Below are 15,583 nucleotides of genomic sequence, written 5' to 3' on the forward strand. Positions count from 1 at the left end.
TCTCTATGCCACTTTCTGAACCTCGGCTCCTTCTCTATGCAAATTCCTGAACCTTGATCTCTCCCAACTGGGGTTTTACACGATCGATTTCAGAGAATGGCATAGAGAACGCAGGGGGAGGTCAATGGCGGGAGCGGACGGGTGCCACGACGCCGGCGCCACGAAGACGACGCCGTGGCGCCGAGGCTGCAATGTGAAGATTGCAAGGTACCTCTCAAATGATTCCTAGGTACCTTGACATCGATTTGCTAGGTACCTACCATCCCTCAGGTCAAACAACGCGAGGAAGGAATCTGGTGACCACGGAAGACGAGATGAACAGGGAGCTGGAGGAGGCATCGAAGTCCGTCGAGCGACGCATCCTGCGCCGCCTCGGCTACTTCGGCCACTTCCTGCACGTGCACGCGGGAGGGCGGGGCGGCAAGCAGTTCGTCCTCGTGCGCCTGCTGCACTGCGGGGGCCAGCTCACCCAGCGCGAGCTGCAGGAGAGCGTGGGCATAAGCTCCGCCGCCCTCTCGGAGGTGCTCGCGAAGCTCGAGGGAGAGGGACTGGTCGTCCGCACCCGCTCGGAGCAGGACAAGCGCCAGCTCGACATAGCCCTCACCGAGGCGGGCCGCGAGCTCGCCTGCGAGGTCGCGCGCAAGAAGATCGACTTCGAGCGCGAGGCCTTCGAGCCGCTCGACCAGGCGCGGCGCCTCGAGCTCGCGGACGACCTCGACCGGCTCATGGAGCACTGGAAGCTCATCGAGCAGAAGGAGAGGGAGGCAGGAAATGAGTAACGAGGAGAAGGCGATGCCGGGCCTGAGCTACGGCCAGATCCTCTCTACCCTGGGCGGCAGCGTCAGGGAGTTCAAGTCCACCTCTGTGTGGACGCCCATACTCGTCGTGGGCGAGGTGGTCATCGAGTGCATCATCCCCTTCATGACCGCCCAGCTCATCGACCAGCTCAACCTCGGCGCGGGCATGGACGTCATCGTCCGCTACGCGCTCATCCTGGTGGGGCTCGCCCTGGCGTCCCTCGCCTTCGGCGCGGGTGCGGGCTACACCTGCTCCGTCGCGGCGACCGGCTTCGCGCGCAACCTCCGCCACGACATGTTCCAGAGCATCCAGGACTTCGCGTTCTCGAACATCGACCGCTTCTCCACGAGCTCGCTCGTGACGCGCCTCACCACCGACACGACCAACGTGCAGCAGGCCTACATGATGCTCATCCGCACGGCTATCCGCAGCCCGCTGATGCTGACCTTCGCCATCGTGATGGCCTTCGTCACGGGCGGCAGCATGGCCGTCATCTACGTCGTCGTGGCCATCGTCCTCGGCTTCTTCCTCTTTGGGATCGCAGCCAAGGTCATGCCCATGTTCAGGCGCATCTTCCGTGAGTACGACCGCCTCAACGACTCCGTCGAGGAGAACGTCTCGGGCATCCGCGTGGTCAAGTCCTTCGTCCGCGAGGAGTTCGAGAAGCAGAAGTTCGAGCAGGCCTCCGGCAACCTCTACCACGACTTCGTGCACGTCGAACGCCTGCTGGCCTTCAATGCCCCCATCATGACCCTGGCCATCGACGTCATCTACACCGTGGTCATCTTCTTCGGCTCGCGCGCCATCATCCAGAGCCAGGGCGCCCTCATGAACGTGGGGCAGCTCTCGGCCCTCATCACCTACGGCTTCTCGATGCTCATGAGCCTCATAATGTTCTCGATGGTCTTCGTGATGATCACCATGTCCGAGGAGAGCGCGCGGCGCATCTGCGAGGTCCTGCTCGAGAAGAGCGACCTCACCAGCCCCGAGGGCGGCCTCACCGAGGTGCCCGACGGCTCCGTCGACTTCGACCACGTGGACTTCGAGTACTCCCGGAAGGCCGAGCGCATGGCCCTCTCCGACATCGACCTCCACATCAAGAGCGGGGAGGTGATCGGCGTCATCGGCGGCACGGGCTCGTCCAAGTCCACGCTGATCCAGCTCATCAGCCGCCTCTACGACGTCACCAACGGCAGCGTGCGCGTGGGTGGCCACGACGTGCGCGAGTACGACCTTGACACCCTGCGCGACCAGGTCGCCGTGGTGCTGCAGCGCAACGTGCTCTTCTCGGGCACCATCAAGGACAACTTGCGCTGGGGCAACGCCGACGCCACCGACGAGGAGCTCGTCGAGGCGTGCAGGCTCGCGCAGGCAGACGAGTTCATCCAGCTCATGCCCGACAAGTACGACACCTACATCGAGCAGGGCGGCACCAACGTCTCGGGTGGCCAGAAGCAGCGCCTCTGCATCGCCCGCGCACTGCTCAAGAGGCCCAAGGTCCTGATCCTGGACGACTCCACCAGCGCCGTCGACACCAAGACCGACAAGCTCATCCGCGCCGGGTTCAAGAGCTTTATCCCCTCCACCACCAAGATCATCATCGCCCAGCGAACCTCCTCCGTGGAAGACGCCGACCGCATCGTGGTCCTGGACAGGGGCCGCATCTCGGCCGTCGGCACCCACGAGGAGCTGCTGCGCACCAACGCCATCTACCGCGAGACCTACACCAGCCAGAACAAGCAGTCGCACGACCAGAAGATGGGCGCCCTCGCCTCGGACGGCTCGGCTGAGGGAAGGGGGGCGAAGTCCCATGAGTAGCAAGGACACCAAGGACCTACAGGCAAAGGCAGGCGCGGCCGGAGAAGCAACGTCCAAGGCGGACGAGGCCACGCAGCCCGAGGGCGGCCGCGGGCACGGTCCCGCCAACCCCATGAAGGTGCTGGGACGCACGCTGAGGCTCGTCTTTGGCTTCTATCCCGTGCAGACCGTCGCCATGGTCGTGTGCATCGTCGCGGCAGCGGTCATCGCGTCCCTCCCCTCCATCTTCCTGCAGCAGGCGCTGCAGGTCGTGACCGAGTACTGGCAGAGCGGCGACTGGGCGGGCGCGTCCGGCCCGATCCTGCAGATCGTGGCGTCGCTCGTCGTGCTCTACCTCACCGGGCTCGCCTTCGTCACCGCGCAGGCGCAGCTCGCCGCCGTCGTGACCCAGGGCACCCTCATGAAGGTCCGCAACACCATGTTCGACCACATGGAGGACCTGCCCATCCGCTACTTCGACAGCACGCAGCACGGCGACATCATGAGCCACTACACCAACGACGTCGACGTGCTCAGGCAGCTCATCAGCCAGGCGCTGCCCAACATCCTCTCGACCCTCATGGCCATGGCGTCGGTGCTCGCCATCATGCTGTGGTACTCCCTGCCCATGACCGTGGTCGTGCTGGTCATGGTCGCCGTCATGGCGCAGTCCGTGAAGGTGCTGGGCGGCAGGAGCGCCCACTTCTTCCTGGCCCAGCAGCGCTCCCTCGCCAAGGCGGAGGGCTTTGCCGAGGAGGCGATGACGGGCGAGAAGGTCGTCAAGGTCTTCACCCACGAGCGCCAGATGGTACGGGACTTCGACGTCGTCAACGACGAGCTCTTCGAGGCTTCCAAGAGCGCCAACATCTACGGCAACACGATGATGCCCATCCTCATGAACCTCGGCAACCTCGCCTACGTCGCGGTCGCCCTCATGGGCGGCGTATTCCTGGCGCTCAACGTGCCCAACCCCTCTATCTCGGGACTGGCGCTCACCATCGACATCGTGGTGCCCTTCCTCAACCTGACCAAGCGCTTCGCCGGCTCCATCGGCCAGGTGTCGCAGCAGATCAACTTCGTGGTCATGGGACTTGCCGGCGCGGAGCGCATCTTCGGCCTGCTCGACCGCGAGGCCGAGGTGGACGAGGGCTACGTGACCCTGGTCAACACCGAGCGTGACGCCTCCGGAGAGCTCGTCGAGTGCGACCGGCGCAGCGAGACCTGGGCCTGGAAGCACCCCCACGGGGACGGCAGCGTGGAGTACGTGCCCCTGGCGGGCGACGTGCGCCTCTCCCACGTCGACTTCGGCTACACGCCCGACCACACCGTCCTGCACGACGTGACCCTCTTCGCCAAGCCCGGCCAGAAGGTCGCCTTCGTCGGCGCCACGGGCGCGGGCAAGACCACGATCACCAACCTGATCAACCGCTTCTACGACATCGCCGACGGCAAGATCCGCTACGACGGCATCAACATCAACAAGATCCGCAAGGGCGACCTGCGCCGCTCCCTGGGCATCGTCCTGCAGGACGTGAACCTCTTCACCGGCACCGTCATGGACAACATCCGCTACGGCAGGCTCGACGCCACCGACGAGGAGTGCATCGGCGCCGCCAAGCTCGCGGGCGCGCACAGCTTCATCGAGCGCCTGCCCCAGGGCTACGACACCATGCTCACCGACAACGCCGCCTCGCTCTCGCAGGGGCAGCGGCAGCTCCTCTCCATCGCCCGAGCCGCCGTGGCCGACCCGCCCGTCATGATCCTGGACGAGGCCACCTCCTCCATCGACACGCGCACCGAGCAGATCGTCCAGAAGGGCATGGACGCCCTGATGTACGGCCGCACCACCTTCGTCATCGCCCACCGACTCTCGACCGTGCGCAACTCGGACGTGATCATCGTCCTGGACCACGGCCACATCATCGAGCGCGGCACCCACGACGAGCTGATCGCCCAGAAGGGCACCTACTACCAGCTCTACACCGGGGCCTTTGAGCTCGAGTAGGCAGGCTGGCGCCGCGCCGTCTCGACGTCGCGGCAGGGACGAGGCGCGCCTCGCGGGCCCGTGCGGAGAGATTCGTGCGGGCCCGTCGTCGTTTGGTGCGGCAGCATCGCCTGCGAGCCTCCCCGCCGTTTGGCGCGCTCCCCACCGTTTGGCGCTTTCGTCCCGCTCGCGCTACCATGGTCGCCACGACACGAGCCAAGGGAGAGAGACATGCGGAGCCAGGACCGGATTTCCAACCAGGGTGGGGAGCTCCTTCCCATGAGCCGCCGCACGCTCCTCTCGCTTGCCCTGGGCATGGGCGGGATACTCGCGCTCTCTGCCTGCGGCGGGGCCTCGGGTGCGGCCACGGGGTCAGGCGAGAGTGGCGCAGGGGACTCCGGCGCTGGCTCCCCCGGCGACGGGGCCGCCAGCGGATCCAGCGTCCTCACGGAGCCGCTGGACAACGGCTACGGAAGTGGCACCCACCACGCAAAGATCGAGGTCGAGGGCTTCGGCAGCATCGAACTCGAGCTCAACGCCAACGCCGCCCCCGTCACCGTGAGCAACTTCGCGGACCTTGCGGGCTCGGGCTTCTATGACGGGCTGACCTTCCACCGCGTGATCAGCGGCTTCATGATCCAGGGCGGAGACCCTAAGGGAGACGGCACCGGCGGCTCCGACCGCCGCATCAAGGGGGAGTTCAGCGCCAACGGGGTGGTGAACCCCATCATGCACAAGCGGGGCGTCATCAGCATGGCGCGCAGCAGCGACTACGACTCCGCCAGCTCCCAGTTCTTCATCGTGCACGAGGACGCGGGCTCGCTCGACGGCCAGTACGCCGCCTTTGGCAAGGTGACGGACGGCATGGACGTGGTGGACGCCATCGCCCAGAAGACGCCCGTCCAGGACTCCAACGGCAGCGTCGCCGCAGCGGACCAACCCCGCATCACGCGGATTTCGATGGTCGACTAGGGGCGCTTCCCGCACGCGGCCGGCCCATCGCGCTTCTCTCGCGCAGCAAATCCACCGTGCTTCTTCCGCCGGCCAGGCCCATCGCCCTTCTCCCACGCATCTAGACCTATCGCGCACGATTTAGTTGTATGCTGTTTTTCGCTTAGAACTTTGATTTATTCTTTCAGCTGTTTGCGTTTCCGCAGGTAGATGTGGTACGTCATTTCGGAATTGTATGCGGAATCCACAGATAACTCTGGGAAGGCGGCTCCAGGGGGAGCGCTTCGTCATCATGGGAAGGCTGCTCCAGGAGGGGGCCTCGTCATCATGGGAAGGCTGCTCCAGGAGGGGGCCTCGTCATCATGGGAAGGCTGCTCCAGGAGGGGGCCTCGTCATCATGGGAGGCGGCACGCGCGCGCCAGGCGGCAACACGCCCACGGCCGCAAACCCTCAAGTACAGATTCATGTTTTTTCTGCCAGGGGTCCCGTGGGGTCATATCATGTCAAAGATGCCCATTCGCCAACGAGGGTCGGGCAAGCTTCCAAGCTGCGGCCAACCCGGCCCCAGCGCGCCGCCCTCGCCCGAGGAGGACCATGTTTGACCTAAAGCCCATCAGCAGCAGGGTCGCGCGCGTGGCCGGAGCCGCCGCCGTCGCCGGTCTCCTCTGCCTCGCGAGCCCCCACGTCGCACTGGCCGACCAGAGCCTCGAGTCCCTCGAGCAGGCCGCCATCCAGGCAGCCGACAGCTACCAGGCCGCGACGGAGAAGGTCAGCCAGATCCAGGGGCAGATCGAGGACAACGCTGCCCACAAGGCAGAGCTCGAGGCCGAGCTCCCCGCCCAGCGCGAGCGTGCCGCGTCGGCCATCAGGGCGCATTACAGGCTCCAGCAGGACCAGGCCAACCTGGTCTCGATGCTGCTCTCGGCCGAGGACTTCAACCAGTTCCTCTCCCAGGCGCAGTACCTGACCGCCATCACCACCAGCAAGCTCAACGAGATGGTCCAGCTCACCCAGATGGAGCAGGACCTGGACCGGACCAGCCAGGCGCTGGAATCCGCCAAGGCGGCGGCAGAGGTCCAGGCGAGCGAGGCCCAGGGCGCCTACGAGCAGGCGGAGGCGGCGAAGCAGGCCGCCATCCAGGCCGCCACCGCCAACGCTGCCGCCCAGCAGGCGGCCTACGAGCAGCAGCTCGCCGCAGGCACGCCGGACCAGTCGACCAACCAGGCCATCGAGGCTGCCACGGCCAAGCAGGGTGCCGACGCGGCCGATGCCTCCGCCCCCAAGGGCGGGCAGGGCCAGGACGAGACGACCCCCACCGCCAAGGCCGAGAAGCCCCAGCGGGAGGCGACGCCAGCCCAGCCCGCCAAGCCCAGCTACAACTACGTGGGAGCCTCCACCTACGGCGAGGGCGACGGGCTCATGTACAGCGCCACGGCCTCCGGTGACGTCGTGACCCCCACCTCCATGGGCGTCGCCATGAAGAGCGTGCCCCTGGGCACCGTGGTGGAGATCAGCTACGGCGGCAACACCGTCACCGCCGTGGTCAACGACCGCGGCCCCTTCGTCGCCGGGCGAGAGATCGACCTCCAGCCCGCCGTCGCCCACGCCCTGGGCTTCGACGGCGTCGGCACGGTGGGCTATCGCATCGTAGGCTAGCTACGAGCGAGGCTCAACGCCCCCAGCGCACAACGGCGCCCCCGCGGTCCTCGGGCCGCGGGGGCGCTCGTCCCTCTCCCCCGGACGTCCGCCCCTAGAGGCGCTCCGCCATGTCGCGCACCAGGCGCTCGCTCGCGTCCCACCCCAGGCAGGCGTCCGTGATGGACTGGCCGAACACTCCCCCGCCCACAGGCTGGCTGCCGTCCACCAGGTAGGACTCCACCATGAAGCCCCGGAAGAGCCCCGCGACGTCGGCGCTCCGGCTCACGCTGTCCAGCACCTCGTCCACGATGCGCGCCTGCTCGAGGGGCCGCTTGCCCGAGTTGTCGTGGTTGCAGTCGATGACCACGGCAGGGTTCTGGTACCTCTCGCCCTGGTACTTCTGGGCCAGCCGCTCGAGGTACTCGTAGTGGTAGTTGGGATAATTGATGCCGTCGAGGCCCTGGTAGCCGCGAAGCAGCGCGTGCGCCAGGGGGTTGCCCGTGGTCTGGACCTCCCAGTTGCGGTAGATGAAGGTCTGCGGTGCCTGGGCGGCATAGATGGAGTTGAGCATCACGTCTGTGGAGCCGCCCGTGGGGTTCTTCATGCCCACGGGAGCGGCGATGCCACCCGCGACCAGCCGGTGCTCCTGGTTCTCGACCGAGCGGGCCCCCACCGCGACGTAGCTCAGCAGGTCCACGAGGTACTGGTAGTTGTCCGGGTACAACATCTCGTCGGCAGTGAACATGCCGCACTCGCGCACCACGCGCAGGTGCATGCGGCGGATGGCGCGGATGCCCCCAAGGAGGTCGGAGCCCCCTTCGGGGTCGGGGTTGTGCAGCAGCCCCTTGTAGCCCGTGCCCCTGGTGCGCGGCTTGTTGGTGTAGACCCGGGGTATCACCAGGACCTTGTCCCTGACCTCCTCGGCAAGGCGAGAGAGGCGGCCCATGTACTCGAGCACGGAGTCCTCGCGATCAGCCGAGCAGGGGCCCATGATGAGGAGGCGCCGCGGACTCCTGCCGCAGATGACGTCGGCGACCTCGGCATCGAAGGCCCGCTTGCGCGCGACCTCCTCGGCGCTGAGGGGCATCTCGTCGCGGATCTCCCTGGGTATGGGAAGGCGACGCTTGAAGTTCATGGGCATGCTGGGGGACCTCCGGACGTTAGTCTCGCAACCATGGCCGGGCGGCTCGGGCTCGGCCGTGGGCCCGCAGGCTGGCGCCTCGGGCTCTGGGAATTATGGCATGCCCGACGTCACATGCGCGGGCGGCACGACGGCGTTCTCGCACGCGACACATACGCCTGCCTCACGCCCGGCCGAGGCGGCCCGCACGACTAGGCCAGGAGTCCCGCCAGCCAGTCCAGGGCGATTCCCACCGGTGTCCGCCCGTCTCGGTCCTGGAGCGCCTCCCGAACTCGCGGCACGTCGTCGGTTATCACGCCGTCCACGCCATTCTCCACGACGCGCAGCACGTTGGGCTCGTCGTTGACCGTCCAGGCCAGGACCTCGCGACCCTGCGCGTGCAGGTAGCCCACGAGCTGCGCCGTGCAGCTCGTCTCCTCCACCGAGAACAGGTCCGCCGCGTCCAGCTGGCAGAGGTCGCCGTACGCCAGGGTCATCACGTAGGCGCGCCTGACCTCGGGCGCCGCCTCGCGCAGGCGCAGCAGGCAGTCGTAGCTCATCGAGGTGAAGACGCACTGGGAGCCCATGCCCGCCTCCCTCACCTGGCGCGCGACCTCACCCTCGAGGTCGCGCTCGTGGCCTGTGGGCTTGAGCTCGATGTTCAGCCTCATGCCGGTCTCCTTGGCCCAGGCGAGGACCTCCCCCAGGGTGGGGTAGCGCTCCTCGGCGAACTCGGGCGAGAAGTGCGAGCCCGCGTCGAGCGCGCGAACCTCTTCCAGCGTGAGCTCCCAGGCGGCCTTGTCCACGCCCGAGACGCGCTTGAGCCGCGCGTCATGGCTCACGAAGATGCCCCCGTCCGCGCTCTGCTGCAGGTCGAGCTCGACCCAGTCCGCGCCTTGCTCCTGGGCCTGGCGGAAGGCGGCCATGGTGTTCTCGGGGGCCTCCAGGCACGCACCGCGGTGGGCGGTCAGCTGCACGGCGGCTCCCCCCTGGCCGAAGGGCTCGAGCAGCGCCGGTCCGAAGGCGAGGAGCAGGGCCGCGCACGCACAGACGCCCAGGCCTGCCAGCCCCGCCACCAGGGCGACCCTTTCCCTGTCCCACGCACGTTGCGTCCGCGCCACGGCATGGCGCCCCTCTCGCGCCAGGTAGAGCGCGCTCACGCTCGCGTATCCCAGGGCGGGAGAGAGCGCCAGGCACACCACCGCGAAGAAGGCGAGAGGCGCCAGCACGAGGGACGAGGCGACGGCCGCGGCGACGGGCCGCTCGGAGAGCGCCTGTGCCAGGACGCCCGCCGCGCCACCACCTGCGAGCAGCACGAGACCGGCGACAAGCGCGGCCAGCGCCTGGATGCCCACGAGCCAGAGGAGGTCGCGCAGGCGCCGACGCCGGCCCAGCTCGACCGAGCGGGCGAGGCTCTGGCGAAAGTCGAGCCCCTCCCACACGAAGGCGTTGAGCGCGTAGGACCAGCGCACGAGCAGGACCACGACGAGGACGAGCGCGAGCGCGTGGGCGACCGTGAGCGCGCCGCTCTGGTAGATGAACTCCTCCACGAACTCAGGCACGGCGAGCGAGCGCACCACGCCGGTCGAGACCCCCAGGTTCACGAGGGGGACGAGCACCAGGACGTAGGCGGCGAGGCCGAGGTTGCGCGGGGCGAGGGCCCGCAGGGAATGCCGCGCGGCCAGGGGCAGCAGCTCCCGGAGGCCCATCGCCTCTCCCCTGCTCCCACGCTCGAGGGTGACGAGGACACCTGCGAGCTCGAACACCGAGAGGAGCATGAGCAGCGCCCCCACGACGACGACCAGGGCCACGCTGAGCGGACGCAGCAGGAAGGATCCCACGTTCTCCCAGGTCAGGTACGCATAGCCCTGGGCGGCCATGGCGGCGTCGAGCAGCAGGCGGAGGAGCGGCGCCAGCCCCAGCGCCGTGCCGGCCCTGAACAAGAGCTCGAAGAGGGCCAAGGTGCGCCAGTTGGCGCACAGGAGTCGCAGGATGTCGCGAAGCGTCTTCATGGGGCCCTCTCTCCACGGGATTCGCCAAGACAGACTAGCAGAAGCCCCGGCGGACCCGATGCGGCTCCCTGCCGCGCGACGACTTCCCACGGACCTATCATGAGAGGGCACACGAGACGAGAAGCGGAGGTACCCATGCCCTGCACCACCCTACTGGTCGGCAAGAAGGCCAGCTACGACGGCTCCACCATCATCGCGCGCAACGAGGACTCCCCCTCTGGCGTCTTCACTCCCAAGCGCATGGAGGTCGTCCTCCCCCAGGACCAGCCCCGCCACTACCGCTCGGTCGTGAGCCACGTCCAGATCGAGCTCCCCGACGACCCCCAGCGCTACAGCTCCGTGCCCGACGCCGTCAACAGGGACGGCATCTGGGCGGAGGCCGGCGTCAACGAGTCCGACGTCGCCATGAGCGCGACCGAGACCCTCACCACCAATCCCCGCGTGCTGGGCGCGGACCCCTACGTGGAGCTCGTCCCCGCCAAGGGCACGCCCGGCGAGGAGGGCTACGTGCCCGAGGTCCCCGGGGGTATCGGCGAGGAGGACATGGTCACCATCGTCCTGCCCTACGTGAGGACCGCCCGCGAGGGCGTGCTGCGCCTGGGCTCCCTGCTCGAGGAGTTTGGCACCTACGAGCCCAACGGCGTCGCCTTCTCGGACCTGGACGAGGTCTGGTGGCTCGAGACCGTGGGCGGCCACCACTGGATCGCCCGCCGCGTCCCTGACGACTGCTACGTGACCATGCCCAACCAGCTGGGCATCGACTCCTTCGACCTCTCCGACGCCTTCGGGGCGCAGAGGGAGCACCTCTGCTCGGCCGACCTGCGCGAGTTCATGGCCAAGAACCACCTCGACCTGAGCCTGGAGCCCGGCGACGCATTCAACCCCCGCGAGGCCTTCGGCAGCCACTCCGACGCCGACCACGTCTACAACACGCCGCGGGCCTGGTCCATGCAGCGCCTGCTCAACCCCCACACCGGCAACTGGGACGACGGCTCGGGCGACCTCTCCCCCGAGTCGGACTCCCTCCCCTGGAGTCGCGTGCCCGAGCGCAGGCTCACCGTCGAGGACGTGAAGGACGCGCTCTCGCTCCACTACCAGGGGACGCCCTTCGACCCCTACGGACGCGGCGACGACGTCCAGCGCGGCAGGTACCGCCCCGTCGGCATCAACCGCAACGGCGAGCTTGCGGCACTGCAGCTCAGGCCCTACGCGCCCGAGGGCTGCCGCGCCGTCCAGTGGACGGCCTTCGGCTGCAACGCCTTCAACGCGCTCGTGCCGCTCTACGCGAACGTGCGCTCCATGCCCGAGTACCTCTCCAACACCACCGACGAGGTCACGACCCAGAGCTTCTACTGGTCGAACCGCCTGGTGGCGGCACTGGCGGACGCCCACTTCAACGCGACGGCGGCGGCCGTCGAGAGCTACCAGGAGGCGGTGGCGGCGCGCGGCCACGAGGAGCTGGCCCGCACGGACGCGTCTCTCCTCGCGCAGGGCTCGAGCCGCGAGGATGCCTGCGACGAGCTGGAGGAGGCCAACGGGCGCATCGCGAGGATGCTCCGCGACAAGACCGGCGAGCTCCTCTCCAAGGTCCTCCTCCAAGCCTCCCTCGACATGAGGAACGGCTTCGCCCGGAGCGACCGCTAGAGGACACGGGCCGCGAGGCGAGAGGGGCGTGGGCTGACATGCATGCGGGGGCGACGAACACGAGGGAACGGTCCGGGGACGCCGAGGGTCAGGGCCCCATTCCGCCCGAGGGCTTCACCTTGGGGCTCGCCCTCTTCGACGGCGTGCCGGTGGCGCTCTTCTGCCTCTCCACCCTCGTCCTGGGCGGCAGGCTGGGGAGCCCGGCCTTCGTGGCAGGAGCCGTCCTGGCCTTCGCGGCGGGCCTCGGCAAGGTGTGCTGGAAGCTCCTCCTCGCCCTGGGCAGGGGCGACCATCCCCTCCTCAGCCGACAGCTCCGCTACCTCATGCCCCTGGGCTTCGCCCTCATGGCGGCGGGGATCGCGACCAAGACGGCCGTGCTCGCCCTGGTCGCAGGCAGGCTCCTGAGCCTCCCCTCCTGCCCGCTCCTCGCCCTCTAGCTCGCCTGCATGCTGGCCATGGTCCGCTTCGCGCGGCACCGCGACCAGCTGGACGCCCGCTCCAACTAGGTCGAGCAGGCGACCAACTCCCTGGGACAGGCCGCCCTCCTCGCGGCACTGCTCCTGGCCTAGCGCCACGGCGAGTGACGCCGCCGCTCCGGGCGGACTCACGGTACGGCGGCGTCACCTCTCGCCTGGCGTATAGCCGGACGGCAACGAGAGCGACGCGGACCCGCTAGGCCAGCGCCGCCACCAACTCGTCGGTGCTCGCGACCACGGAGCCGAAGCACTTCCGGCAGTGCTCGACGGCGCCCTCCTGGCTGCCGCAGAGGAAGGTCCTCGTGGCATCCTCGACCAGCACGCTGTCGTAGCCCCTGAAGTAGGCGTCCGCGAGGGTGTGGAGCACGCAGACGTTGGTGTCGCAGCCCACGGCCACGACCGTCCTCACCCCAAGCTCCCTTAGGAGCAGGTCGAGGTCGGTCTGGAAGAAGCCGCTGTAGCGGCGCTTGGGCACCATGAAGTCACGCTCCCCCGAGCCCGCCCCGAGCGCCGCCGCGGGCGCCGTCCTCCCCTTGATGCCGTGCGGCCCCCAGAGCTCGAGCTCGCGGTCCACGCCCTCGAGGTGCTCGTCGTCGCAGAACACGACGGGGAGCCCCGCCGCGCGCGCCGCGTCCACCACGCGCGCGCAGTTGGCGACCATGGCCCCCTCCTCCGGCGAGGGCGCGTACACCGCGTCCTCGCCCACCGCCTCGAGCACGTCGATCACGAGCAGTGCCGTCGTCTTGCGGTCGATGTCCAACGCGTTCCCCATGCCTTGCCTCCCTCTGCCGATATGGTGCCTTCCATGTTAGCCCAGTCTCCGCGTCCCCCTGCCCCCAGGGCGCGAGGACACGGGAGCCGCCCCCGCCCCAAGGCATGTGGAGCTTACGCAGATGAGGGCGCTCGCCTGCGTCTGGGTAGTATCCTTTCATGTCAGCACACGCCGATCTGCCAAACGCAGCCCAAACGAACAAGGGGACAACGTGGGACTCAACGACATGACGCGCCGGAGCGCCCTCAAGCTCCTCCTCGGCGCGGGAGCGAGCGCCACCGTGGCCGGCCTCCTCAACGTGACGAGCGCCTTCGCCGACACGGCGAGCGACCTCGAGCAGACCAAGCAGGACCTCAGCGCCGCGCAGGAGAGGTACGACCAGGTGCAGGCGCAGCTCGACCAGATCGCCTCCGAGTACGAGGCACTCTCGCGCGAGCAGTCCAAGACCCTCGACCAGATCGAGGGCGTCAACGACCAGATCGACAAGACCCAGGAGCAGATCGACAAGACCCAGGCCGACCTAGACAAGAAGAAGGAGCGCCTGGGCGAGAGAATCAACAGCGCCTACAAGTCGGGCAACACCGACTTCCTGAGCATCATCATGAACTCCGCCTCCTTCGGCGAGCTCACCTCGAACCTCTACTACATGGGCAAGATCACCGAGGCCGACGAGCGCATGATCCAGGAGGTCAAGGACGCCAAGGCAGCCCTCGACCAGCAGAAGGCCGAGCTCGAGGGCCAGAGGGCCGAGCTCGAGGCCCTGAACGAGACCCAGAGGCAGCAGCTCGCGCAGATGCAGTCCAAGCAGGAGGAGGTCCAGGGCGTCCTCGCGGGGCTCGACCAGGACGTGAAGGACCTCATCGCCAAGCGCGACGCCGAGATCCAGGAGATGGCCGAGGAGAAGGCACGCCAGGAGGCCGCCGCCGAGGCGGCCCGCAAGGCGGCTGCCGCTGCGGCCTCGTCCTCCGCGGGCGGGGGCGCCTCGTCCAACGTCTCCGGGAGCCTGGGGGCGGACGGCGCGACCACCGGCTCGCAGGCCCGCGTCCTCGCCGCCTGCCAGTCGACCCCCTCGCCGGGTGCCGGCCTCTGCGCCATGTGGGTCAGCCAGGTCTTCAGCAACGCCGGCTACGCCTATGCCGGCGGCAACGCCAACGACATGTACAACGCCTGGTGCACGAGCTCCAACCTGGGCCAACTCAAGCCCGGCATGATAGTCGCCGTGTCGAGCCACCCGCACACGAGCGCGGGACGCATCTACGGCCACATCGGCATCTACGTGGGCAATGGCACCATCATGGACAACGTGGGCTACGTGCGCACGGGCAGCCTCAGCGAATGGATCAGCTACTACGGAGGCACCGTCACCCCGCGCTGGGGCTGGCTGATGGGCATCGTGCTGGCCTAGGCGCGGCAGGCCTCCTAACAGGCACTCGAGTCGAGCAGGGCAAAGAGCGCGGCGGCAGGGGGAGAGAGCGGCGCGTCACGCCTGCAGGCGACGTAGGTCGTGCGGAAGGCGGGATTGTCGAGGTGCCGCACGATCACGTCGAAGGGGCAGCGCTCGAGCGCGAGCGAGGGCAGGAGCGACACGCCCAGCCCGCTCTCGACCATAGAGATGATGGCCGTGACGTCCGCCGTCTCGAAGCGCACCCTGAGGTGGCGCAGGTCGGCCTGGAGCAGGGGCGCCGTCTCGGCGTCCGCCACGAACTCCTCGTCCGCTAGCTCCTCGATGTCCACGCGCGCCCGCGACGCAAGACGGTGGCGTTCGGGGAGCACGGCCACGATCTCGTCCCTGTCGAAGGGCCGTGCCAGCAGGTCCTCCCTTCCCGCCACGTTGGGAAGGAAACCCAGGTCGACCTCGTCCTCCAGGATGAGCCGCTCGACCTCGGCGTAGGTTCCCAAAAGGAGGTCCACCCGGATTCGCGGGTTCTCGGCCACGAAGAGCCCGAGCGGGCGGGGCAGCCGGTAGGCGGCGATGCTCGAGGTCGCGGCGACCCTCACGGAGGGCAGGTCCTCGTCCGCCTCGTCGAGCTTCAGCTGGAGGCGGTCGTAGCTGCGGCAGAGCTCCTCGACCAGGGGGAGGAGCTCCTCTCCCCTGCGCGTGAGCACCACGGGGCCGCCACCACGCCCGAAGAGCCTCACGCCCCAGAGCCGCTCGAGGTCAGAGATCATGTGGCTCACGCCCGACTGCGAGTAGCCGAGGGCGCCCGCCGCCTTGGTGAAGCTCCCCCTGCGCGCCGCCTCGAGGAAGGCGCGGTACTTGTTGATGTTGGCGCTCATGTCCCCTCCCCAGAACGCCCCGAGTCTAGGACGCGGACGCGGCGAAGAGAAGCCCCCATCCACCGGACGGGGACGAGGGCGGGGGAGGCGGTCCCGGCACGGGCTGGGACCGCC

The 15,583-nt window shown here is 68.3% G+C and carries 12 protein-coding genes; 8 read left to right on the top strand and 4 right to left on the bottom strand.

Annotation, left to right across the window (positions count from 1 at the left end):
• The first annotated feature begins 296 nt into the window (after nt 1–296).
• The 5 genes from HMPREF1008_RS08855 to HMPREF1008_RS10015 all read left to right on the top strand — a co-directional run bounded on the left by HMPREF1008_RS08855 (nt 297) and on the right by HMPREF1008_RS10015 (nt 7,186).
• Nucleotides 297–779, top strand: a complete 483-nt coding sequence (locus HMPREF1008_RS08855; RefSeq protein ID WP_009279523.1) for a MarR family winged helix-turn-helix transcriptional regulator — start codon at nt 297–299, stop codon at nt 777–779.
• Complete coding sequence (locus HMPREF1008_RS08860) at nt 772–2,616, top strand: ABC transporter ATP-binding protein (RefSeq protein ID WP_009279524.1); 1,845 nt, start codon at nt 772–774, stop codon at nt 2,614–2,616. The genes HMPREF1008_RS08855 and HMPREF1008_RS08860 overlap by 8 nt, the downstream gene beginning before the upstream one ends.
• Complete coding sequence (locus HMPREF1008_RS08865; RefSeq protein ID WP_009279525.1) at nt 2,609–4,600, top strand: ABC transporter ATP-binding protein; 1,992 nt, start codon at nt 2,609–2,611, stop codon at nt 4,598–4,600. Before HMPREF1008_RS08860 ends, HMPREF1008_RS08865 begins: the two co-directional genes overlap by 8 nt.
• Before the next feature lie 210 nt (nt 4,601–4,810).
• A complete protein-coding gene (locus tag HMPREF1008_RS08870) occupies nt 4,811–5,551 on the top strand; it encodes a peptidylprolyl isomerase (protein WP_009279526.1) in 741 nt (246 codons plus the stop codon).
• Between the two features lie 573 nt (nt 5,552–6,124).
• Nucleotides 6,125–7,186, top strand: coding sequence for a septal ring lytic transglycosylase RlpA family protein (locus HMPREF1008_RS10015; protein WP_009279527.1), 1,062 nt, complete (start codon nt 6,125–6,127; stop codon nt 7,184–7,186).
• 94 nt (nt 7,187–7,280) lie between these two features.
• On the opposite strand, the gene HMPREF1008_RS08880 is transcribed toward HMPREF1008_RS10015, so the two are convergent.
• Nucleotides 7,281–8,309, bottom strand: coding sequence for a 3-deoxy-7-phosphoheptulonate synthase (locus tag HMPREF1008_RS08880; RefSeq protein WP_009279528.1), 1,029 nt, complete (start codon nt 8,307–8,309; stop codon nt 7,281–7,283).
• Between the two features lie 191 nt (nt 8,310–8,500).
• Nucleotides 8,501–10,300 (bottom strand): glycerophosphodiester phosphodiesterase family protein, encoded by a 1,800-nt coding sequence (locus HMPREF1008_RS08885; protein WP_009279529.1) that lies wholly within the window; start codon nt 10,298–10,300, stop codon nt 8,501–8,503.
• Nucleotides 10,301–10,435: 135 nt separating this feature from the next.
• On the opposite strand from HMPREF1008_RS08885, the gene HMPREF1008_RS08890 reads away from it, so the two are divergent.
• Together HMPREF1008_RS08890 and HMPREF1008_RS08895 are read left to right on the top strand one after the other, a co-directional pair.
• Nucleotides 10,436–11,944, top strand: a complete 1,509-nt coding sequence (locus tag HMPREF1008_RS08890; RefSeq protein WP_009279530.1) for a C69 family dipeptidase — start codon at nt 10,436–10,438, stop codon at nt 11,942–11,944.
• 38 nt (nt 11,945–11,982) lie between these two features.
• Nucleotides 11,983–12,381, top strand: a complete 399-nt coding sequence (locus HMPREF1008_RS08895; protein WP_009279531.1) for a hypothetical protein — start codon at nt 11,983–11,985, stop codon at nt 12,379–12,381.
• A gap of 235 nt (nt 12,382–12,616) precedes the next feature.
• Here HMPREF1008_RS08895 and HMPREF1008_RS08900 read toward each other — a convergent pair whose 3' ends face one another.
• Nucleotides 12,617–13,192 (bottom strand): cysteine hydrolase family protein, encoded by a 576-nt coding sequence (locus tag HMPREF1008_RS08900; protein WP_009279532.1) that lies wholly within the window; start codon nt 13,190–13,192, stop codon nt 12,617–12,619.
• A 211-nt stretch (nt 13,193–13,403) separates the two neighbouring features.
• Here HMPREF1008_RS08900 and HMPREF1008_RS08905 point away from each other — a divergent pair, with 211 nt between their 5' ends.
• Nucleotides 13,404–14,597 carry a CHAP domain-containing protein gene (locus tag HMPREF1008_RS08905; RefSeq protein ID WP_156797633.1) on the top strand — a complete coding sequence of 398 codons (1,194 nt, stop codon included), beginning with the start codon at nt 13,404–13,406 and terminating at the stop codon, nt 14,595–14,597.
• A 14-nt stretch (nt 14,598–14,611) separates the two neighbouring features.
• On the opposite strand, the gene HMPREF1008_RS08910 is transcribed toward HMPREF1008_RS08905, so the two are convergent.
• A complete protein-coding gene (locus HMPREF1008_RS08910) occupies nt 14,612–15,469 on the bottom strand; it encodes a LysR family transcriptional regulator (protein WP_009279534.1) in 858 nt (285 codons plus the stop codon).
• Between the last annotated feature and the right edge of the window lie 114 nt (nt 15,470–15,583).

It is taken from the genome of Olsenella sp. oral taxon 809 str. F0356 (genome assembly GCF_000233535.1).
Taxonomy (GTDB): domain Bacteria; phylum Actinomycetota; class Coriobacteriia; order Coriobacteriales; family Atopobiaceae; genus Olsenella_I; species Olsenella_I phocaeensis.